The sequence below is a fragment of the Labedella gwakjiensis genome (assembly GCF_003014675.1).
Lineage (GTDB): Bacteria > Actinomycetota > Actinomycetes > Actinomycetales > Microbacteriaceae > Labedella > Labedella gwakjiensis.
Window position 1 is genome coordinate 1,833,088 of sequence record NZ_PYAU01000001.1, and the last position, 17,799, is coordinate 1,850,886.

A 17,799-nucleotide genomic window follows, 5' to 3' on the forward strand; every position below is an offset into this window, starting at 1 on the left:
ATTGATCGATCAAATTCGGACGAAGGCTGCGCTGTCCCCATCAGAACGTCGCCCCCAGGCCACCGTCGACCGCGACGACCTGACCGGTGACGTACGTGTTGTCCGGGGAGACGAAGAACTCGGCGGCCGCTGCGATCTCGTCGGGCTGCGCCGGCCGGCGCAGGGGGATGCGACCGTGACGCACGTAGACGTCCTGGAACCAGCCGGTCTCGAACTCGGTGGACCCGTCGGCGAGTCGGGCCATCGGGGTGTCGACGAACCCGGGAGCGAGCGCGTTCACGAGGATCCCGTCGGCCGCGAGATCGACGGCGAGGCTGCGAGTGAAGGCGTGGACGCCTCCCTTGCTCGTGGCGTAGGCGAGGGTGTCGACCGCGCTCGTCTGGCCCTGGACCGACCCGATGTTGAGCACGCGGGCCGACGACGAGTCACGGAGGAGCGGCAGGAGGGCGACGGTGAGGGCCACCATGCCGTCGAGGTTCACGTCGAGCACGCGGCGGTACGACGCCATGTCGAGGTCGGCGGTGGAGCCGGTCTCGGCGATGCCGGCGGCGTTCACGAGCACGTCGAGGGTCGAGACGTGTTCCCGGATGCGGGAGACGAGCGCGGCCGCGACGTCCGGCCGTCCGACGTCGGCGAGGTCGGCGACGATGCCGCTGGCCCTGCCGCCGGCGGCGGCGAGTTCGGAGATCCGTCGCTCGAGGCCCTGCGCGTCGATGTCGAGGAGCACCACGGAGTGGCCCGATCGCGTCAGACGGGCGGCGATCGCCGCACCGATGCCGCTGGCGGCACCCGTGACGAGTGCGGTCCTGGACGGGATGGACATCCTCGCTCCTTCGCGAATGAACACCTTTGGTCTGATGTGAGCCTGCCGAGATGGGATCGCCATCGCTGCATCTGAGCCGAGCATACCCATACTCGGCGCTTTCATACTATGTTTGAGGAAAATTCCGTGAGAGGACGATGATGCCCCGGATCGACGCCGTCGACTTCTTCTACGCCAGCATGCCCGAGATCACCGACGAGGCGGACGGCAGCCAGGACGCCCTGCTCGTGCGGGTCGTGGCGGGCGATCACGTGGGCTGGGGCGAGTGCGAGGCGTCGCCTCTCACATCCATCGCCGCCTTCGTCGCTCCGGCGTCCCACGGCGTGTGCCAGCCGGTGTCTGCGTCCGTGCTCGGGGAGCACGTCGACGGGCAGGCCGACATCGCGCGCATCGCCGCGCTCGTGGCGCGCAACAGCATGGACCTGCTGCAGGCGCCCCACACCTTCTCCGGCATCGAGATGGCGCTCTGGGATCTCCTCGGTCGTATCCGGGAGGAACCCGTGTGGCGCCTGCTCGGCTACACGGCCGCGCATGCGAAGACACCCTATGCGTCGATGCTCTTCGGGCGGACGCCGGACGAGACGATCGCGCAGGGCCGGTCTGCGCTCGAACGCGGCTTCCGCGCCGTGAAGTTCGGGTGGGGGGCATTCGGCGCGGGCACGGTGGCCGCCGACATCGACCACCTCCACGCGGCCCGGGAGGCGGTCGGTCCCGACGGCATCCTGCTCGTCGACGCCGGTCAGATCTGGGGGGAGGACGTCGATGCGGCGGCGGCGCGCGTGGACGCGCTACAGGATGTCCGGGCCACCTGGCTCGAAGAGCCGTTCCATGCGGAGGCCTACGCCGCCCACGCGCAGCTCGCCTCCCTCGCCGCCACGCTCCGGATCGCGGGAGGAGAGGGCGCCCACAACGTGCGGATGGCGCGCAACCTCATCGATTACGGGGGCGTCGGCTTCGTCCAGGTCGACACGGGCCGGATCGGCGGGATCGGTGCGGCGAAGCGTGTCGCCGACTACGCCGAGCTCCGCGACGTGACGTATGTGAACCACACCTTCACGTCGCACCTCGCCCTGTCGGCGTCGCTGCAGCCATACGCCGGCCTCGCCGACCATCGCATCTGCGAGTACCCGGCCCACCCCAAACGCCTCGCAGAGGACATCACGAGGACGCACCTCGTCCCCGACCAGGACGGTCTCGTCCATGTGCCGGATGCACCCGGCCTCGGCGTCGACGTGGACCTCGCCGCGGTGCATCCCTATCTCCGCGATGTGGAGATCACGGTCGACGGCGACACCGTGTTCGTGAGTCCGGAGATGGTGCGACCGTGAGCACTCCGACCTCGGCGGGTAGCCTCGACTCTGTGAGCAACGAGAACAACTCCGGCTACCGCATGCGCGGTCTGCAGGGGCGCGTGATCGACGCGATCGGACAGTCCATCGTGGGCGGGCGTTACGCTCCGGGGGAACTCCTCCCGCGCGAGGACCGACTCGTGGAGGAGTACGGCGTCAGCCGCACGTCGGTGCGGGAGGCCATGAAGGTTCTCTCGGCCAAGGGGCTCATCGAGATCCGGCCGAAAGTGGGCACCCGCGTGCGTCCCCGCGAGCTGTGGAACACGTTCGACAGCGACCTGCTCGGCTGGTTCTACGCGCAAGGCATGGGCGAGCCGATCATGCGCGACCTCGTGGAGCTGCGGCAGGTCCTCGAGCCGGCGGCCGCGCGTCTCGCCGCCGGCCGCGCGACCATGGCCGACCTTCACCGCATCGAGGCGGCACAGGCGGAGATGGGGCGGTCGGCGCACGACCACGCGGGCTACGCCGCGAGCGACGTCGAGTTCCACATGGCCGTGTACGGCGCGTCGCACAACATGCTCCTGCAGCGGTTCGGTCGGCTCGTGGCCGACTTCATGTACGTGAGCTTCAGCGTGCAGCAGCGCGCGGCCGAGCACGGCGACGACGAGGTGGACTTCGGGTCGGACGCGGCCGAGCATGCGGCCGTCTACGACGCGATCAACCTCGGAGACGCGTCCGGGGCCGCCGACGCGATGCTCGCCGTGGTGCTCGACGGGAAGAGCGCTCTCATCGAGGCTCTCGGCAAGGTCGCGGGGGACTCGCGCTCCGGGAGCTAGCCGATCGCGGCGTGGCCGCATCCCGACCGGTCGTCCGTCGTCGCGTCGTCCTCCCAGGTCGCGGTGTCGGGGTCGATGCCGTGAGCGCGGGCACCGGCGTCGATGACGCGACGGAGCCAGGAGGCGAGCCCGGGCCGGACACCGTCGTAGTGCGCGGCGTAGGCGGGATCGGCCTCGTACATCCGGCCGAGAACCACCTGCATCGATCGGGAGACGGGGAAGTATGCCGAGAACACCTCGCGGTGGCGCTCGACGAGGGCGTTCGCCTCGGGGCTGCCGGGAGCGATCCCGGCCTCCATCGCCTCCGCGAGAGCCCGCTCGAACGCGGCGTTCGTCTCCGCGACGGCCTGCCAGTCCGCTGGTGTACGAGACGCCGACCGCTCCGCGTATTGGCGCCACGGGGTCGTGTCGCCGTAGCGCCGGCGTGCCTCGGCCGGCCACTGCGGGTCCCATCCGGGGCCGAGCGCCGCGCGCTGCTCGTCCTCGGTGAGGAGGAGTCCGCGCGTGTGCGCCTCGATCATACGGTCGAGCGACACGCTCAGGGAGGAGAGGTGCTCGATCCTCTCGGCGAGACCGGCCCGTTGGGCCTCGAGGGCGGCGACGACGTCCGTGTCAGGGTCGTCCAGCACGCTCCCGATCGCCTCGAGGTCGAGGCCGAGCTCGCGATAGACGATGATGCGGCTCAGCCGCTCGATGTCGCTACCCGTGTAGAGCCGGTAGCCCGCGATCGAGCGCGACGAGGGCTGCGCGAGACCGATCTCGTCCCAGTGGTGCAGCGCCCGCACGGTCACACCGAGGCGCGTGGCGGCCCGGCCGACCGTCAGCTCCTCGTCGTCGGTCTCGTCAGTCATGGTCCCCATTGTTCTCGACACCGTTGCCCCCCGCACCGGAGTCCGACGGGGTGATGCCCATGGCCTCGAGGTTCCTCGCCGCGGCGCTCGCCGGGTCGAACGGCTTCGCGGCCGTGAAGACGACCCGTGTCCGCTCCGGGGTGATGACCTCCACGTCGCGCGTGTTCCAGGGTGTGTCGTGCGCGTCGCCGACCGTTCCTGATCCGAGGGAGCGGCAGGCGTCGACGACCGGATCGAGCTGGTCCAGGACGCACGCGAAGCTCACGCTCATCGCCGGAGGGGCGTCGGTCGCGGTCTCGGAGGGAACGAGCAGGACGTCCTGGAACGCCCACCGGCGCAGGTGCACGAGCCGACCGGGCACGGCGAACAGCTCGAAGAATCCGAGCCCTCGCGTCCAGAAGTCGACGGATGCAGTCAGATCGGTGGTCGGGACGGTCACGAATGCGGGCATGCCGTAGATGCCGCGGAAGGGTTCGGGTGCGACGGCATCGGGACCGGGAACGGGTACGGGGCTCACCTCGAAGGCGTCGTAGTAGTCACTCATGCGTCCACGATCGGCCCTCACGCGGCGTGAGGGTCAAGCCCGCGGTGCGACGGGTGGCCGTCAGTCGTTCTCGTTCTTCTCCGCGTCGTTCTGATCGGCGACCGCCCGGTCGTGTGCCGACTGCATGGCCTCGGCGTGCTCGGTCTTCGCCGCCGCGAGCGCCGCGTCATCGTCCTGCGCCACGGCGATCGTCTCCCGGAACCGCGCGCGCAGTGCTTTCACCGCGTCGGAGAACGACGGCTTGGGGGCCGTGCCCTCCTCGATGTCCTCGTCGGGGAAATGGCGGAGCCGCACATCGCCGTCGCCGAGCACGGGCTGCTCCGCGTGCTCGACGCACAGGCGCGCGACCTCGGGGGCGTGCGCGTGCATCACCGAGTGGGCGGCTCCCGGGATCTCCCAGAGTCGGGCGGACGGCAGCAGCTCGCCGATGCGCTCCACCCAGTCGCGCGGGGCGACGTAGTCGTGCTCTCCACGGATTACGAGCGTGTGGGCGCGCACGTGGGGGAGCGCCTGCTCGATCGGGAATCGCATCATGCGCGGCAGGATCCGCGAGAACCACCGGAATCCGCACACCGCGTATGCACCGATCGCGAGCGCTTTCACGCGGCCGGGCTCGAACCAGCTGGCCTGGAGGAAGCGCGCCGCTTGTGTGAGGACGCGTCGTTCGGCGGGGTTCACGACGGGGCCGATGAGCACGATGGTCGAGAGTCCGGGTCGGCGTGCGGCGAGGTCGGTGACGACCTGGGTTCCCATCGAGTGCCCGACGATCACGGGGTCGTCGAGCTCCAGCTCGTCGATGACGCGCCCGAGCAGGTTGGCGTACTCCCGGATGCTCATCGCCCGCCCGGGGTGAGGGACGCCCGCGAACCCGGGGAGGTCGACGGCGTGGACGGGGCCGAAGCGGTTGAGGTTGGGGGCGAGGCGTTCGAAGTAGTCGGACGAGACACCGATGCCGGGCACGAGGAGGAAGGGGCGGTCGCCGCTCGTGCCGATCGTGTTCACGCGCACGAACGTCTTCCCCGCCCGGACACGCCGCACGGTCACGTCCGTGGACGTGCGCCCGGGGCTCTCCCTCTCCCGTTCCATCCCCTCACTCTGCCCTACCCATCTGCGTCGTACACGCTTCCCCCCTCGCCCACACGCAGCTTTTGAGCGTCCTTCCGCCGGTACATCGGCGTAAAGACGCTCGAAAGCTGCATGTCGAGGGGTGGGGTGTGAGGGGGAGGGCGGGTCAGGAGGGGGCTGGGAGGCCGAGCGCGGCGCGGGCGTAGCCGAGCGCGTCGTCGGGGGTGAGGCCCAGCTGACGGGCCCGATCGGCGAACGCGGTGGCCGCGGCCTGGGCCTGGCGCTGGGTGGGGTCGCCCGTCGCCGCGACGAAGGTGCCGTGGCGTCCGCGCGTCTCGATCACCTCGTCGCGCTCCAGCTCGCGGTAGGCGCGGGCGACGGTGCCGGGCGCGAGCCCCAGGTCGTCGGCCAGCTTGCGCACCGTGGGGAGTTTCGTGCCGGCGACGAGCGCGCCGGACCGGACGGCATCGACGATCTGGGTGCGCAGCTGCTCGAACGGCGCCGTCGCCGAGGCGGGATCGATGAGGAGCATCATCGGACGTCCCCTTCCGTTCCGGCGGTGGTCGGGGCCGGAGCGGTGGTCGCCGCGTTGCCGGCGGGCGTCGGCCAGAGGCGGCGCCGGTAGTGCCGCTGCGGGCTGGATGCGAGTACCACGATCGCCACGATGACGCCGATCAGAGCGAAGAGGGCGATAGCCCCGAGGGCGACGAGGGTGAGGAGGTTGTCCGCACTCGTCGTGGGCTGCACGATACGGGCACCGGTGATGACCGTCACGAGCGGCACGAAGGCCGCGGCGAATCCCAACGCGAGCGGCACGGTGATGAGGTCGCGCAGGGCGGTCGAGCGGATGGCGTCGTCCCAGGCGAGCTCGAGGACCGAGCCGGCGCGCTGACCGCGGTCGAGGATGGACCGCGAGATGGCGAGCGTGCCGATGAGGGCGCCGATCGCGAGGATCGCGACGACGATCGGGAGGATCGCACGGTCCCACGTGAGCTCCGCGAAGGCGAAGCCGAGAGGGATCACGATCGCGGTGACGAGAGCGCCGGCGATCACGGTGACGATGGCACCGCGGTACTCGAGGCCGATGAGGTAGTCGCTCATCGTCGGCGAGGACAGACGCGCGATGCGTGGCACGTCGCTCGGCAGCTCGCGGGTGGTGCGCAGCGCGCTGAGCCCGGCCCCGACACCGATTCCGGTGAGCGAGAGGATGAAGATGCCGAGCAGCGAGAAGTTGTTCTGATCGAACCCGGGCAGGAAGAGCGTGGCGAGGATCGCGACGATCAGTCCGATGCCCCCGCCCACCGCGATGTAGCGTTCGCGCACCGCGAGGCGCAGGCCGATCCGTTCGTCCTCGATGGGCGAGGTGGGGACGGCGAGGTCGATGCGTTTGGCGAGACGGTCGACGGCCTTGCGGCGGGCGGTCTCGGTGCGGGCGAAGCCGTACGGTGCGGCCGCCAGGACGAGCGCGTACCCGATGACGACATAGATCCACGCTTGAGCGTTCATGGGGATCTTCTCCTTCGATCGGCCCGGGGATCCGGGCGGCGGTGATGCCGGCGCCGACATTCTGTGTTGGTACAAACAACGTATCAATACAAAGTGTGTGACACAACCCTCAGTACAATATTCGTACCGTGCCGAGGGCCCGCCAGGCGATCGACGCTCCTCGGTGGCCTCGCCAGCCGCACGGCCAGTGGACTCTCTCTCAGAGCGCCAGCAGCCCCGCCGCCGTCGGTCGGAAGCCGCACGCATCGCGGTAGAACGGCGCGAGATCCTCGGTGAAGTCGACGTGAAGCCATTCGCACCCCGCCGCGCGAGCGCCGTCCACCGCGGCGCGAACGAGCTCCGCACCGATACCGCGTCCCCGTGCCCGCGTCGCGACGCACGTGTCGAGCAGGAGGGCGTGGACGCCGCCGTCGCCCGCGACGTTCACGAAGCCCACGAGCCCGCCCTCGTCGCGCGCCACGACCCACCCGACACTGAACCGCTCGAGTCGAGCGACCCAGTCGGCGCCCTAGACCTCGTGCCCGAAGGCCTCGGCGTGCAGCGCGTTCAGCTCGTCGTCCGCGATCCGCCCGCGCCACTCCGTCCGCACCCCGTGTCTGTCCGCCATGCGACCACGCTACGGCCTCGGTCGCCCTCCCGTCGTGGTCGCCGGGGCCGGCGCTCGGTCGTGCGCCGACGTCGCGACGTCCGGCGCGGTCGCCCGCCCGCGGCGGCCCGCGAACACGACCCCCCGCTGCACCGCGTAGCTCACGGCGAAGAGGGTCACCTCGGCGACGATCTTCGCCGGAATGAGACCCACGCCGAGGCCCGTCAGCGCCGCGATCAAGAGATAGCTCGCGCCCAGCAGCACGAGCGCGAGCGCACCGTAGCGCAGCGCCTGACGCCGGATCCCGCCGGCCGTTCCCGCGCGGAACACGAGGCGTCGGTTGAGCAGGAAGTTCATCGTCGCGCTGAGCACGCGGGCGCCCACGACGGCCACGAGGAGCGAACCGGTCAGCGTGTCGAGCGCCTGCAGGGCAGCCACATCGATGACGAACGACAGGAGCCCCACGAGTGCGAACGCCGCGATGGGGAGCATGACGCGCACCGAGTCGACGACGGGTCGAAAGTGCGACGATGCGTTCTCGTCGAGGTACACCGTGTCGATCGGCACCTCCACGATGCGGTGTCCGGACGCCTGCGCCCGCACGAGCGTCGTGAGCTCGTACTCGAATCGCTCACCGGGCACCTCGAGCAGCCAGCCGAGCAGCTCGGCCGGGTAGCCGCGGAGGCCCGTCTGCGTGTCGTGCACGTCGCCGCCGGTCGTCGCGGAGAAGAGGTGGCGCGAGACGGCGTTCCCGAAGCGGCTCCGTCGCGGCACGTCGCCGACGAAGCGCCGTCCGCCGAGCACGATCGCGGGACGCGTTTAGTGCACGTCCGACTCGGCGAGGACCCGCTCCGCGACCCGGAGGATGTCGTCCACGCGGTGCTGCCCGTCGCTGTCGGCGCACACGACGTCCTCGCCGCGGTGGTGCACGAGCGCGTGGCGGAAGCCGAGCTTGAGGGCGTGGCCCTTGCCGTGGTTCGAGGTGGTGCCGATGAGCTCGGCGCCGTGCTCGCGCGCCTCCGCGAAGACGGATGCGTAGTCCGGACCACTGCCGTCGTCGACGATCAGGATCGTGAGCGAGCAATCGGCGGCGAGGAGGTCGTCGACGAGGCCGACGAGTCGCCGGTCCGGCTGGAACGAGGGGATGAGGACGATCACGGCTCAGCTCCCGTCCGCGATGTAGAGGATGTCGGACGTGCCGCGTTCCTCCCCGGTGCCGAGCGGATCGTTCACGAGCGAGCCGTTGAAGTACATGGTCGAGGACCCGCCGCCGTCGGTGTTGTACGCGGTGGTGGCGCCGAGGCCCTGCATGATCTCCGCGAGTTCGGTCAGGTCGACGCCCTTGCTGTAGCCAGGGCTGCGCCCGTCGACGACGACGAAGACGAGATGGTTGTCGTCGATCACGCCGACCGCCGTGCGGGGCTGATCGCCCTGGATGGAGTGGTTGCCGACGTTCGTGTCGACCTTGACGTCCTCGATCCCGTCGACGATCTCGCCGTCCTCGACGATCGCGGGACCGAAGGAGAGCGTGTTCCACACGCCGTCGGCGACGAGCTCGTCGGCCGTCGTCGTGGTCTCGTCGTAGACCTCCACCGTGCCGTCCGTGTAGAAGGCGAGCCCATCGCGGGCGCCCTCGTCGCGGTAGACGACACCGTTGCGGATCACGATGCCCGTGTCGCGGAACCCGTAGTAGTCGCCGTTGATGGCGAAGATCGCGTCGTTGTCCTCGGCGATCGCCGACGTGTTCTCCGTGATGTTCTCGCCGAACTGGTCGTTCGCGAACGCCGACCGGAGGGTCGTCGCGTCGGTCAGGGTCACGTCCGCCACGTAGTAGGTGACGGTGCTGTCGCCGCTCCCCGTCGTGACGGTGGAGATCTGGACCGACGTGTCGTCGGAGGTGTAGCTCGTGTCGGTCGTGCTGGCATTGGTCTCGCTCGCGGAGCCGGAGTCCGAGCTGACCGAGGACTGCGCGGCCTCGTACGCGGAGACGTCCGAGATCTCCACGTGGGGGATGACGAAGCGGTCGAGCGCCCAGGCAGTGCCGCCGCCGAGTGTGAGCGTGACGACGAGGGCCGAGCCGATCAGGATGTTGCGCCTTCGGCGCGATCGGGGCCGTCGACGACGAGACGTGCGGACACCGGATGCCGCGGCGTCGGTGGGTTCGGGTGCGGCCGGATCCGTTCCGGGGGACGGGGTCGAGGAGGTCATGTTCCAGGACTACGCAGCGAACCTAGCCCTCCCGCAGCGGGAAGCCGCAGCGGTGGTGAGCGTTCCCTATGTGTTCCGTATGGCTGCGTCAGGGGTCTTGCGGTGCCAATCCATGCCGAGGGGCGCGTCAATGTTCACTTGTCTCGATCACACTCGGTGGGTCAGGTTCTAGGAACTCTGCTGACTGCGTCACTACCTCGCCAGGAATTTCGGGTAACGCGCTCAAGAATTCTGCGACCGCCCCCTGGGCTTGGCGTGCCGCACGGTCCTGGCCGCCTGGTTGCGAGACGAATTGGGCATAGCTACGCGCTCCCACCGAATCGACATCGGCGAACAAGTCACCTAGCTGCTTGATACTTTCCCTCACCTCAGCGGAGTACGCCGGCCGTGCAGCGAAGCTTCGGGCTGCGCCAGCCGCGCCGCCTGGCCAACTCTCGAGTAACCAAATGATGTCGTATGCATCTTTAGGCTTGTCCCGCTGCCTGATGGCATCCGCCTTCGCCGCTAGGAATGCCAAAGGGCCGGTCACGCGAAGGTCCATTTCGATGGTCCCCTTACCTCGGGGAAGTTCTATGGTCCGGGCGACGACCTCGACGTCGGTTGTCATGAGGGCACCGGCGTCCAATGCCAGGGCAGAGAGCTGGCCGCCAAGATTGTGTTTACCGGTCGGGTTGGTGAGAGCCTTGGGCCGGTGCATCTGTCCGGCTGGTCTCCCATCGGCTGCGGGGCAGAAGAACTCGAGAGTTATTCTCGGATACTTTGCCCGGACCCAGCGGAAAGAACTGTCCGCTGGTTCGAAGTCAAGACGTCGAAGTACTGTCTCCAGCCGCTCGTATTCCTCCGTTCGGCCGTCGATGAGCGCGAGACTTAGGCAGATGTCGATATCAGCAGTTCCGATATGCGGCTCTGTGTCTGGATCGAGCACCGGGACGAGGAGGGTTGGGACAAGACCTCCGATGATCACCATGTGGGAACTGGTGAAACCGGCCGAGCGGAGGATATCCGCCGCTTCTGCGACTATCAGCTCGGTTGTGTCCGGGTCGTAGGCCGAGATTTCGGTTCCATTAGGCTCTGTCAAGAATCTTTTCCTTCAGGAGGTCCGAGGCGTCCTCATAGCGGCCGCCTTGTCGGACAAGATCTAGCCAGATTCGGACCTCTGGAGCGACCATGACGCCATTGATCCGCGAGGAGCCGTGAACGCCTACTCGCCCCGTGTCAGCCCACAACTCGAGATTTGCGCCTCCTTCTGCCCCATCTCCGCCTAGCTTTTCGAGTCCCAACTGGTCCATGACTGATCGAGGGTCTTTCGCATCGACTCGAATGCGGGTGACGACCGAGGTGGTCACCGGGGTACCGCGAAGACGAGCTCCAAGAGTTGACGTGACGGCATACCGAACTTGGGCGGCTGAGGCACGCTCGGCGAATTTAGTGGCGAGGTCCACGTCGTTGCGCGCGTAAAGGAATGTTGGGGCGGGGGTGGGGATCCTGAGTCGACTTTCACCGGCTCTGAGCCATTCGAGCATGCCAGGGCGGTCCTCGAGAAGCCGTCTCCTGCTCGATCCGCGGCCTATTGCTTTGACGAAACCGCGTTGCTCGAGAAGTGAAAGCACGTTGTGTGCCTGACCGATCGAGAGGTCTGCCTGGGCCGAGAGTTCGCTAACTCCCCAAAGCTCGCTGGATGGATGGGCGAGCATGAGTTGTACCGCGCGGGTACCGGCAGGCCCCAGCTTCCTGTCCTGCGATTTGGGTGCCGCAGACCCTCGCACTGCAGTTCGATCGATGTGAATGAGGGTTTGGCCAATCTCTACGTGAATCCCGCCACGTAAGTCCCACCAGCCGATCCCCTCGAGTTCGAGCTGCTCCCGAAGATTTTGTGGAATGGCTCGACCAATTATGAGTCCGATCCATCCCGAAGGTATCGCTGAGCTAAGACGCGGCGGCAATGCAGACGTACTCTCGAGAATCCAGAGAGGCCTGCGGTCCCCCCTAACCTCGATCGATGCATCTGCCGGTGCATGCACAAGCTCCAGTTCGGGCAAGCGTCGAATGCCCTCTTGATATCGATCCGCAGACTTCGGAAGATAAAGCCGTAATTTCATTATCAGACTCTTTTCGATGCGAAGTGAAAATCGGAATGAAATGAAAGTACCTCGGCCGTGTACTCGACACAACGACGACGCGCGGCGAACGTTGCCCGTCAGTCGTGCGTGCGGTGGATGAGCCGCGACAGCACGATCGCGCTGCGGGTGTGGTCCACGTTGGGCGCGATGCGCACCTTCTCGAGGGCGTCCTCGAGGGCGGGGATGCTGCGGGCGCGCATGTGGACGATCGCGTCGGCGCTGCCCGTGACGGTGCCGGCGTCGACCACCTCGGGAACGCCGGAGAGGATGCGGAGCAGTTCGTCGGGCGCCACGGTGCCGCGGCAGAAGAGCTCGACGTACGCCTCCGTGTTGTAGCCGTCGACCGTCGGGTCGACCTGGATGGTAAAGCCGCGGATCACGCCGTCGGCCACGAGGCGGTCGACTCGGCGCTTCACGGCCGAGGCGGAGAGCCCCACCACCCCGCCGATGTCGCCGTAGCTCGCACGGGCGTTCTGGCGGAGGAGGTCGATGATTCCACGGTCCAGGTTGTCCATCCGATCAGGCTAGCGGGCAACGGCAGCGATTCGTTGCAATCGGACGTCACGAATCGGTGATTTCGTGCGTCCAGCACACCTCGGCTCCGGGAGCCTCTGTGCCACACTGGAAGTGGCGTCCCGCCTCCGCGGGGTTCGAGAGAGCGACCTGGTCCGCCGTCCCCCGTCCACGCACCGGCCTCGCGGCCACGACGCACCGGCGGCGCGACGCGCCGGCCCAGGAGACACGATGACCGACACCACCACGACCACCGCCACGACGCCGGAGCGCACGGCCACTCCGCGTACCTACCTCATGTGCAAGCCGGACTTCTTCACGGTCGTCTACAAGATCAACCCGTGGATGGAGCCGGCCAAGCCGACCGACACGGCGAAGGCCGTCGCCCAGTGGCAGACGCTCTACGACACGTACGTCTCGCTCGGCCACACCGTGCACCTCATCGACCCGATCGACGGTCTGCCCGACATGGTCTACACGGCCAACGGCGGATTCGTCATCGGCAACGTCGCGTACGGCGCGAGCTTCACCTACCCGCAGCGCCAGCCCGAGGGCCCCGCGTTCATGGACTGGTTCCGCGAGAACGACTTCGACGTGCGCGAGCCCCAGGAGATCAACGAGGGCGAGGGCGACTTCCTCCTCGTCGGCGACGTGATCCTCGCCGGCACCGGCTTCCGCAGCGCCTCGAACAGCCACGCCGAGGTCGCCTCGATCTACGGCCGCGAGGTCGTGTCGCTCACGCTCACGAACCCGTCGTTCTACCACCTCGACACCGCCATCGCCGTGCTCGATCCGCTCGCGGGCGACGCGAACGCGAACATCGCGTACCTCCCGAGCGCTTTCGACGCGCCGAGCCTCGCCATCCTGCAGGAGCGCTACCCCGACGCCATCCTCGTGAGCGAGGAGGACGCGTCCATCCTCGGCCTCAACTCCATCTCCGACGGCTACAACGTGGTCATCGCGAAGCGCGCGGTCGGCTTCGAGAAGCAGCTGCGCGAGCGCGGCTACAACCCGATCGGCGTCGACCTCTCCGAGCTGCTGCTCGGCGGCGGCGGCGTGAAGTGCTGCACGCTGGAGCTCCGCCGATGAGCGCCGTCGGCCAGGCCGCGGCCACCGGCACGGCCACGGAGGCCGTGCTCGCCCTCGAGGACGAGCACGTCGCGCACAACTACCACCCGCTCCCCGTCGTCGCCGCGACGGCGGAGGGCGCGTGGGTCACCGACGTGGAGGGCAACCGTTACCTCGACTGCCTCGCCGCCTACTCGGCCGTGAACTTCGGGCACTCGAACCCGACGCTCGTGGCGGCCGCCACGGAGCAGCTCGGCCGCGTCACGCTCACGAGCCGCGCCTTCCACAACGACCAGCTCGGTGCGTTCGCGACGGAGCTCGCCGCGCTCGCCGGCAAGGACATGGTCCTCCCGATGAACACGGGAGCGGAGGCCGTGGAGTCGGGCATCAAGCTCGCCCGTGCGTGGGGCTACCGCGTGAAGGGCGTGGCCGACGGCCAGGCGAACATCATCGTGGCGAACGGCAACTTCCACGGACGCACCACCACGATCATCAGCTTCTCGGACGACGAGACCGCCCGCGCGGGCTTCGGGCCGTTCACGCCCGGCTTCCGGTCCGTTCCCTACGGCGATGCCGAGGCGCTCGCCGCGGCCATCGACGAGAACACCGTCGCGGTGCTCATCGAGCCGATCCAGGGAGAGGCCGGCATCGTCGTGCCGCCCGCCGACTACCTGCCGGCCGTGCGCAGCATCACCACGGAGCACAACGTGCTCTTCATCGCGGACGAGATCCAGTCGGGCCTCGGCCGCACGGGCGCCACGTTCGCGTGCGACCTCGTGGGTGTGGAGCCCGACCTCTACCTACTCGGCAAGGCGCTCGGCGGCGGCATCGTCCCCGTGTCGGCCGTCGTCGGCAACCGCGACATCGTCGGTGTGCTGCGCCCGGGTGAGCACGGCTCCACGTTCGGCGGCAACCCGCTCGCGGCGGCCGTGGGTCTCGCGGTCGTGCGGATGCTCGCGACGGGCGAGATGCAGGAGCGCGCACGCGTGCTCGGCGCCCGCCTCCACGCGGGTCTCGAGGGCCTCATCGGTCGCGGCGTCGTCACGGTGCGCGGAGCCGGTCTGTGGGCCGGCGTCGACATCGATCCGGCGCTCGCGACGGGTCGCGCCGTGTGCGTCGCGCTCATGGCGCGCGGCGTGCTCGTGAAGGACACGCACGGGTCCACGATCCGTTTCGCGCCGCCCATCGTCGTGTCCGAGGAGGACATCGACTGGGTGGTCGAGCAGCTCGCCGCGGTCCTCGACGACCTGTCGCCCGCCCCGACCGACGCCCCGTAGGGCCGGCTCCGAAAGCCCGCGCATCCGCAGAACCACTCGGCGGACGTGCGGGCTTTCGTCGTCTGCAGGTTCCGGGAGGGGACCGGAGTCCGCACGCCGCGGGGTAGCGGCGGAGGGTCAGACCTCGAAGAGGGCCCAGAGTCGCTCGATGTCACCGGCCATGTCGACCGAGCGGTCGAGCGCCCACTGGATCTGGATGCCGTCCGCGAGGGCGACCAGCACTCGCGCGATGTGCTCGGGATCGAGGTCCGCGCGCGCCGTTCCGGCGTCCTGGCGGTCCCGGATGGACCCGGCGAGGGTCGGGAGGACGGCCGCGTAGCGGTCGACGAAGAACGGGTGCGCCGGGTGCGCCGGATCCTCGGCGGCGGCGGCGAGCGTGATGAACAACTGAACGAGGCCGGGCACGTCGCGGTTGTGCCGCATGATCCTGATGAGCGTGTCCAGGAAGTCGCCCGTCGAGGGGAGGGATTCGCCGTCCACCTCGTCGCGCTTCTGCAGGATCGCCGTGAGCAGGTGCTCCTTGGACTCGAAGTAGTGCATGAGTCCGGGGAGGCTCACGCCCACCTGCTTCGCCACCTCGCGGAGGGAGGTGCCGCGGTAGCCCTCGCGGGAGAAGACGTCGAGCGCCGCCGTGAGGATCTCCTCCCGACGCGCGACGCCCTTCGCGTACGACCCCCGCTCAGCCATGTCTCGATGCTAGGCCACAGCGAGTTGTCAGGGACCACGGTCCGCGAAGCCTTGTCCGCCAAACCCGAGCGTTGTATGGTTTTTGGACGGACGGCAGGGACGCCGCCGGGAATGGACGGGAACCATGAGCCACAGCGAACGCCTCGACGACCTGACACTGGAGGAGAAGGCATCGCTCACGAGCGGCGCCGACTTCTGGACGACGAAGGCGGTGGATCGCGTCGGCATCCCGTCGGTCATGCTCACGGATGGACCGCATGGCGTCCGCAAACAGCGCGAGGGTGGCGACCACCTCGGCCTCGCGGACAGCGTTCCCACCACGTGCTTCCCGCCGGCCGTCGCGCTCGGATCGAGCTGGGACCGCGAGCTCGTCCGCCGCGTCGGCGTGGCTCTCGGCGAGGAGGCCCGCGCGGAGAAGGTCGGCGTGCTCCTCGGCCCGGGCATCAACATCAAGCGCTCGCCGCTGTGCGGCCGCAACTTCGAGTACTTCTCCGAGGACCCGCTCGTCTCCGGTGTGATGGGCTCGGCTCTCGTCGGCGGCATCCAGAGCCAGGGCGTGGGCGCCTCCCTCAAGCACTTCGCCGCCAACAACCAGGAGACCGACCGCCTCCGTGTGAGCGCCGACGTGGACGAGCGCCCCCTCCGCGAGATCTACCTGCGCGCGTTCCAGCGCGTGGTCACGGAGCAGCAGCCCTGGACGGTCATGTGCTCGTACAACCGCATCAACGGCGTGTACGCGTCGGAGAACCCGTGGCTGCTCACCACGGTGCTGCGCGACGAGTGGGGCTTCGGCGGCCTCGTCGTCTCCGACTGGGGCGCCGTGAACGACCGGGTCGCGGGGGTCGCCGCCGGCCTCGACCTCGAGATGCCGTCGAGCGGTGGCCGTACCGACGCCGAGCTCGTCGCCGCTGTCGGTGACGGACGCCTCGACGAGGCCCACGTGACCACGTCCGCACGCCGCGCCGTCGAGCTCGTCGACCGCATCGTGGCCGGAGCCGACCCCGACGCGACCTACGACGTGGACGCGCACCACGCCCTCGCCCGTGAGGCCGCCGGCCGCAGCATCGTCCTCCTCCGCAACGAGGGCGAGGCCCTCCCGCTCGATGCGTCGGGCTCCGGGGCCATCGCGGTGGTCGGCGAGTTCGCGCGCACGCCCCGATTCCAGGGTGCCGGCAGCTCCCTCATCAACCCCACGCGGCTCGACAACGCGCTCGATGAGATCCGAGCGGTCGCGGGCGAACGCGTGACCTTCGCCCCGGGCTTCGCGCTCGCCGGCGCACCGGACGGCACCTCGACAGACGCGGACACGCTCCGCGACGAGGCCGTCACCGTCGCGACGGGCGCCGACGTCGTACTCCTCTTCCTCGGCCTTCCCGCGGAGGAGGAATCGGAGGGCTTCGACCGCAGCCACATCGAGCTCCCCGCCGAGCAGACCGCGCTCCTCGAGGCCGTGCTCGACGTGAACCGCAACGTCGTCGTCGTGCTGTCGAACGGCGGCGTCGTGCGCACGTCCGGTTGGCAGGACCGCGTGCCCGCGATCGTCGAGGGCTGGCTGCTCGGCCAGGCGGGCGGCGGTGCCGTGGCCGACGTGCTCTTCGGTGCGGTGAACCCGTCCGGTCGCCTCACCGAGACCGTGCCCGTGCGCCTCGAGGACAGCCCGTCGCACCTGACCTTCCCCGGCGAGTTCGGTCACGTGCGCTACGGCGAGGACATCTTCGTGGGGTACCGCGGCTTCGACGCCAAGGGCACCGAGGTGGCGTTCCCGTTCGGCCACGGGCTGTCGTACACGACGTTCTCCTACGGCGCCGTCGAGGCCGCAGAGCACAAGGGCGGGATCCGCGTGAGCGTCGCGGTCACGAACACCGGTTCGCGCGACGGACGTGAGGTCGTCCAGGTCTACACGGGGCTCCCCGGTTCCGCGGTGACGCGGGCGATCCGCTCGCTGTCGGCGTTCACCGTCGTGGAGATCGCTGCGGGTGAGACGGAGACCGTCACGCTCGACATCGTGCACGACGACCTCGCGTACTTCCACCCGCAGGTCGGCCAGTGGACCGTCGAGGGCGGCGAGTACGTCGTGGAGGTGGGTGCGTCGAGCCGGGACATCCGCGGGAGTGCCACGATCGGTCTCGCGGGCGACGACCTCCGAGTCCCGCTCGGCACGGACTCGACGGTGCAGGAGTGGCTCGACCACCCCCGCGGCGGCCAGCTTCTTCAGTCGGCGATCGACTCGGCTCCGGGCAGCGTGATGTCCTCGATGCTCTCCGATCCCGAGACCGTGAAGATGCTCGGCTCCATGCCGCTCGAGCGCATCGCGTCGTTCCCGGGCAGCCCCCTGGACGCCGACGGCCTCGACTCGCTCGTGGCGTCCGCCAACTCCTGATCACGCTCCACCTCCCGTGAGGTGTCGCAATCGGTCGGTCGACGCC

At 69.0% G+C, this 17,799-nt stretch carries 17 protein-coding genes and 1 pseudogene; 5 read left to right on the forward strand and 13 right to left on the reverse strand.

The features are described 5' to 3' along the window. Window positions 1-40: 40 nt before the first annotated feature. Window positions 41-823, reverse strand: a complete 783-nt coding sequence (locus tag CLV49_RS08690) for an SDR family NAD(P)-dependent oxidoreductase (RefSeq protein ID WP_106563190.1) — start codon at window positions 821-823, stop codon at window positions 41-43. A gap of 140 nt (window positions 824-963) precedes the next feature. Here CLV49_RS08690 and CLV49_RS08695 point away from each other — a divergent pair, with 140 nt between their 5' ends. Both CLV49_RS08695 and CLV49_RS18615 read left to right on the forward strand, forming a co-directional pair. Then, window positions 964-2,151, forward strand: coding sequence for a mandelate racemase/muconate lactonizing enzyme family protein (locus tag CLV49_RS08695; RefSeq protein WP_208019806.1), 1,188 nt, complete (start codon window positions 964-966; stop codon window positions 2,149-2,151). Window positions 2,152-2,183: 32 nt separating this feature from the next. Further along, on the forward strand, window positions 2,184-2,948 hold the full coding sequence (locus CLV49_RS18615) for a FadR/GntR family transcriptional regulator (RefSeq protein ID WP_106563192.1): 765 nt from the start codon (window positions 2,184-2,186) through the stop codon (window positions 2,946-2,948). Here the strand turns inward: CLV49_RS18615 and CLV49_RS08705 are convergent. The 11 genes and pseudogenes from CLV49_RS08705 to CLV49_RS08750 form a co-directional block, all read right to left on the reverse strand. Further along, window positions 2,945-3,799 (reverse strand): MerR family transcriptional regulator, encoded by an 855-nt coding sequence (locus CLV49_RS08705; RefSeq protein WP_106563193.1) that lies wholly within the window; start codon window positions 3,797-3,799, stop codon window positions 2,945-2,947. The genes CLV49_RS18615 and CLV49_RS08705 overlap by 4 nt on opposite strands. Beyond that, a complete protein-coding gene (locus tag CLV49_RS08710) occupies window positions 3,792-4,343 on the reverse strand; it encodes a VOC family protein (protein WP_106563194.1) in 552 nt (183 codons plus the stop codon). Before CLV49_RS08710 ends, CLV49_RS08705 begins: the two co-directional genes overlap by 8 nt. Window positions 4,344-4,403: 60 nt before the next feature. Beyond that, window positions 4,404-5,429: an alpha/beta fold hydrolase gene (locus tag CLV49_RS08715; RefSeq protein ID WP_106563195.1), complete on the reverse strand. Its 1,026-nt coding sequence runs from the start codon at window positions 5,427-5,429 to the stop codon at window positions 4,404-4,406. 145 nt (window positions 5,430-5,574) lie between these two features. Next, window positions 5,575-5,943, reverse strand: a complete 369-nt coding sequence (locus CLV49_RS08720) for a GntR family transcriptional regulator (protein ID WP_424978567.1) — start codon at window positions 5,941-5,943, stop codon at window positions 5,575-5,577. Beyond that, on the reverse strand, window positions 5,940-6,914 hold the full coding sequence (locus CLV49_RS08725) for a hypothetical protein (RefSeq protein ID WP_106563196.1): 975 nt from the start codon (window positions 6,912-6,914) through the stop codon (window positions 5,940-5,942). The genes CLV49_RS08720 and CLV49_RS08725 overlap by 4 nt, the downstream gene beginning before the upstream one ends. Before the next feature lie 199 nt (window positions 6,915-7,113). Further along, a pseudogene (locus tag CLV49_RS18565) lies at window positions 7,114-7,377 on the reverse strand (GNAT family N-acetyltransferase); the annotation flags it as partial. 153 nt (window positions 7,378-7,530) lie between these two features. Beyond that, the gene (locus CLV49_RS08735) at window positions 7,531-8,304 is read right to left on the reverse strand and encodes a GtrA family protein (RefSeq protein ID WP_106563197.1); all 774 of its coding nucleotides are present in this window, start codon (window positions 8,302-8,304) and stop codon (window positions 7,531-7,533) included. 15 nt (window positions 8,305-8,319) lie between these two features. Then, entirely contained in the window at window positions 8,320-8,658 is a 339-nt protein-coding gene (locus CLV49_RS08740) for a glycosyltransferase (RefSeq protein ID WP_106563198.1), read from the reverse strand. A gap of 3 nt (window positions 8,659-8,661) precedes the next feature. After that, on the reverse strand, window positions 8,662-9,708 hold the full coding sequence (locus tag CLV49_RS08745; RefSeq protein WP_106563199.1) for a phosphodiester glycosidase family protein: 1,047 nt from the start codon (window positions 9,706-9,708) through the stop codon (window positions 8,662-8,664). Window positions 9,709-9,835: 127 nt separating this feature from the next. Beyond that, window positions 9,836-10,786 carry a hypothetical protein gene (locus tag CLV49_RS18170; RefSeq protein WP_127054372.1) on the reverse strand — a complete coding sequence of 317 codons (951 nt, stop codon included), beginning with the start codon at window positions 10,784-10,786 and terminating at the stop codon, window positions 9,836-9,838. Between the two features lie 1,119 nt (window positions 10,787-11,905). Continuing rightward, window positions 11,906-12,343, reverse strand: a complete 438-nt coding sequence (locus tag CLV49_RS08750; RefSeq protein ID WP_106563200.1) for an Lrp/AsnC family transcriptional regulator — start codon at window positions 12,341-12,343, stop codon at window positions 11,906-11,908. A gap of 229 nt (window positions 12,344-12,572) precedes the next feature. Between CLV49_RS08750 and ddaH the strand changes: the two genes are divergently transcribed. Beyond that, the gene (ddaH, locus tag CLV49_RS08755) at window positions 12,573-13,430 is read left to right on the forward strand and encodes a dimethylargininase (protein WP_106563201.1); all 858 of its coding nucleotides are present in this window, start codon (window positions 12,573-12,575) and stop codon (window positions 13,428-13,430) included. Continuing rightward, complete coding sequence (gene rocD / locus CLV49_RS08760; protein WP_106563202.1) at window positions 13,427-14,686, forward strand: ornithine--oxo-acid transaminase; 1,260 nt, start codon at window positions 13,427-13,429, stop codon at window positions 14,684-14,686. Before ddaH ends, rocD begins: the two co-directional genes overlap by 4 nt. A 117-nt stretch (window positions 14,687-14,803) precedes the next feature. Here rocD and CLV49_RS08765 read toward each other — a convergent pair whose 3' ends face one another. Continuing rightward, window positions 14,804-15,373 carry a TetR/AcrR family transcriptional regulator gene (locus CLV49_RS08765; RefSeq protein ID WP_106563203.1) on the reverse strand — a complete coding sequence of 190 codons (570 nt, stop codon included), beginning with the start codon at window positions 15,371-15,373 and terminating at the stop codon, window positions 14,804-14,806. Between the two features lie 124 nt (window positions 15,374-15,497). On the opposite strand from CLV49_RS08765, the gene CLV49_RS08770 reads away from it, so the two are divergent. Beyond that, the gene (locus tag CLV49_RS08770) at window positions 15,498-17,753 is read left to right on the forward strand and encodes a glycoside hydrolase family 3 C-terminal domain-containing protein (protein ID WP_106563204.1); all 2,256 of its coding nucleotides are present in this window, start codon (window positions 15,498-15,500) and stop codon (window positions 17,751-17,753) included. The last annotated feature ends 46 nt before the right edge of the window (window positions 17,754-17,799 follow it).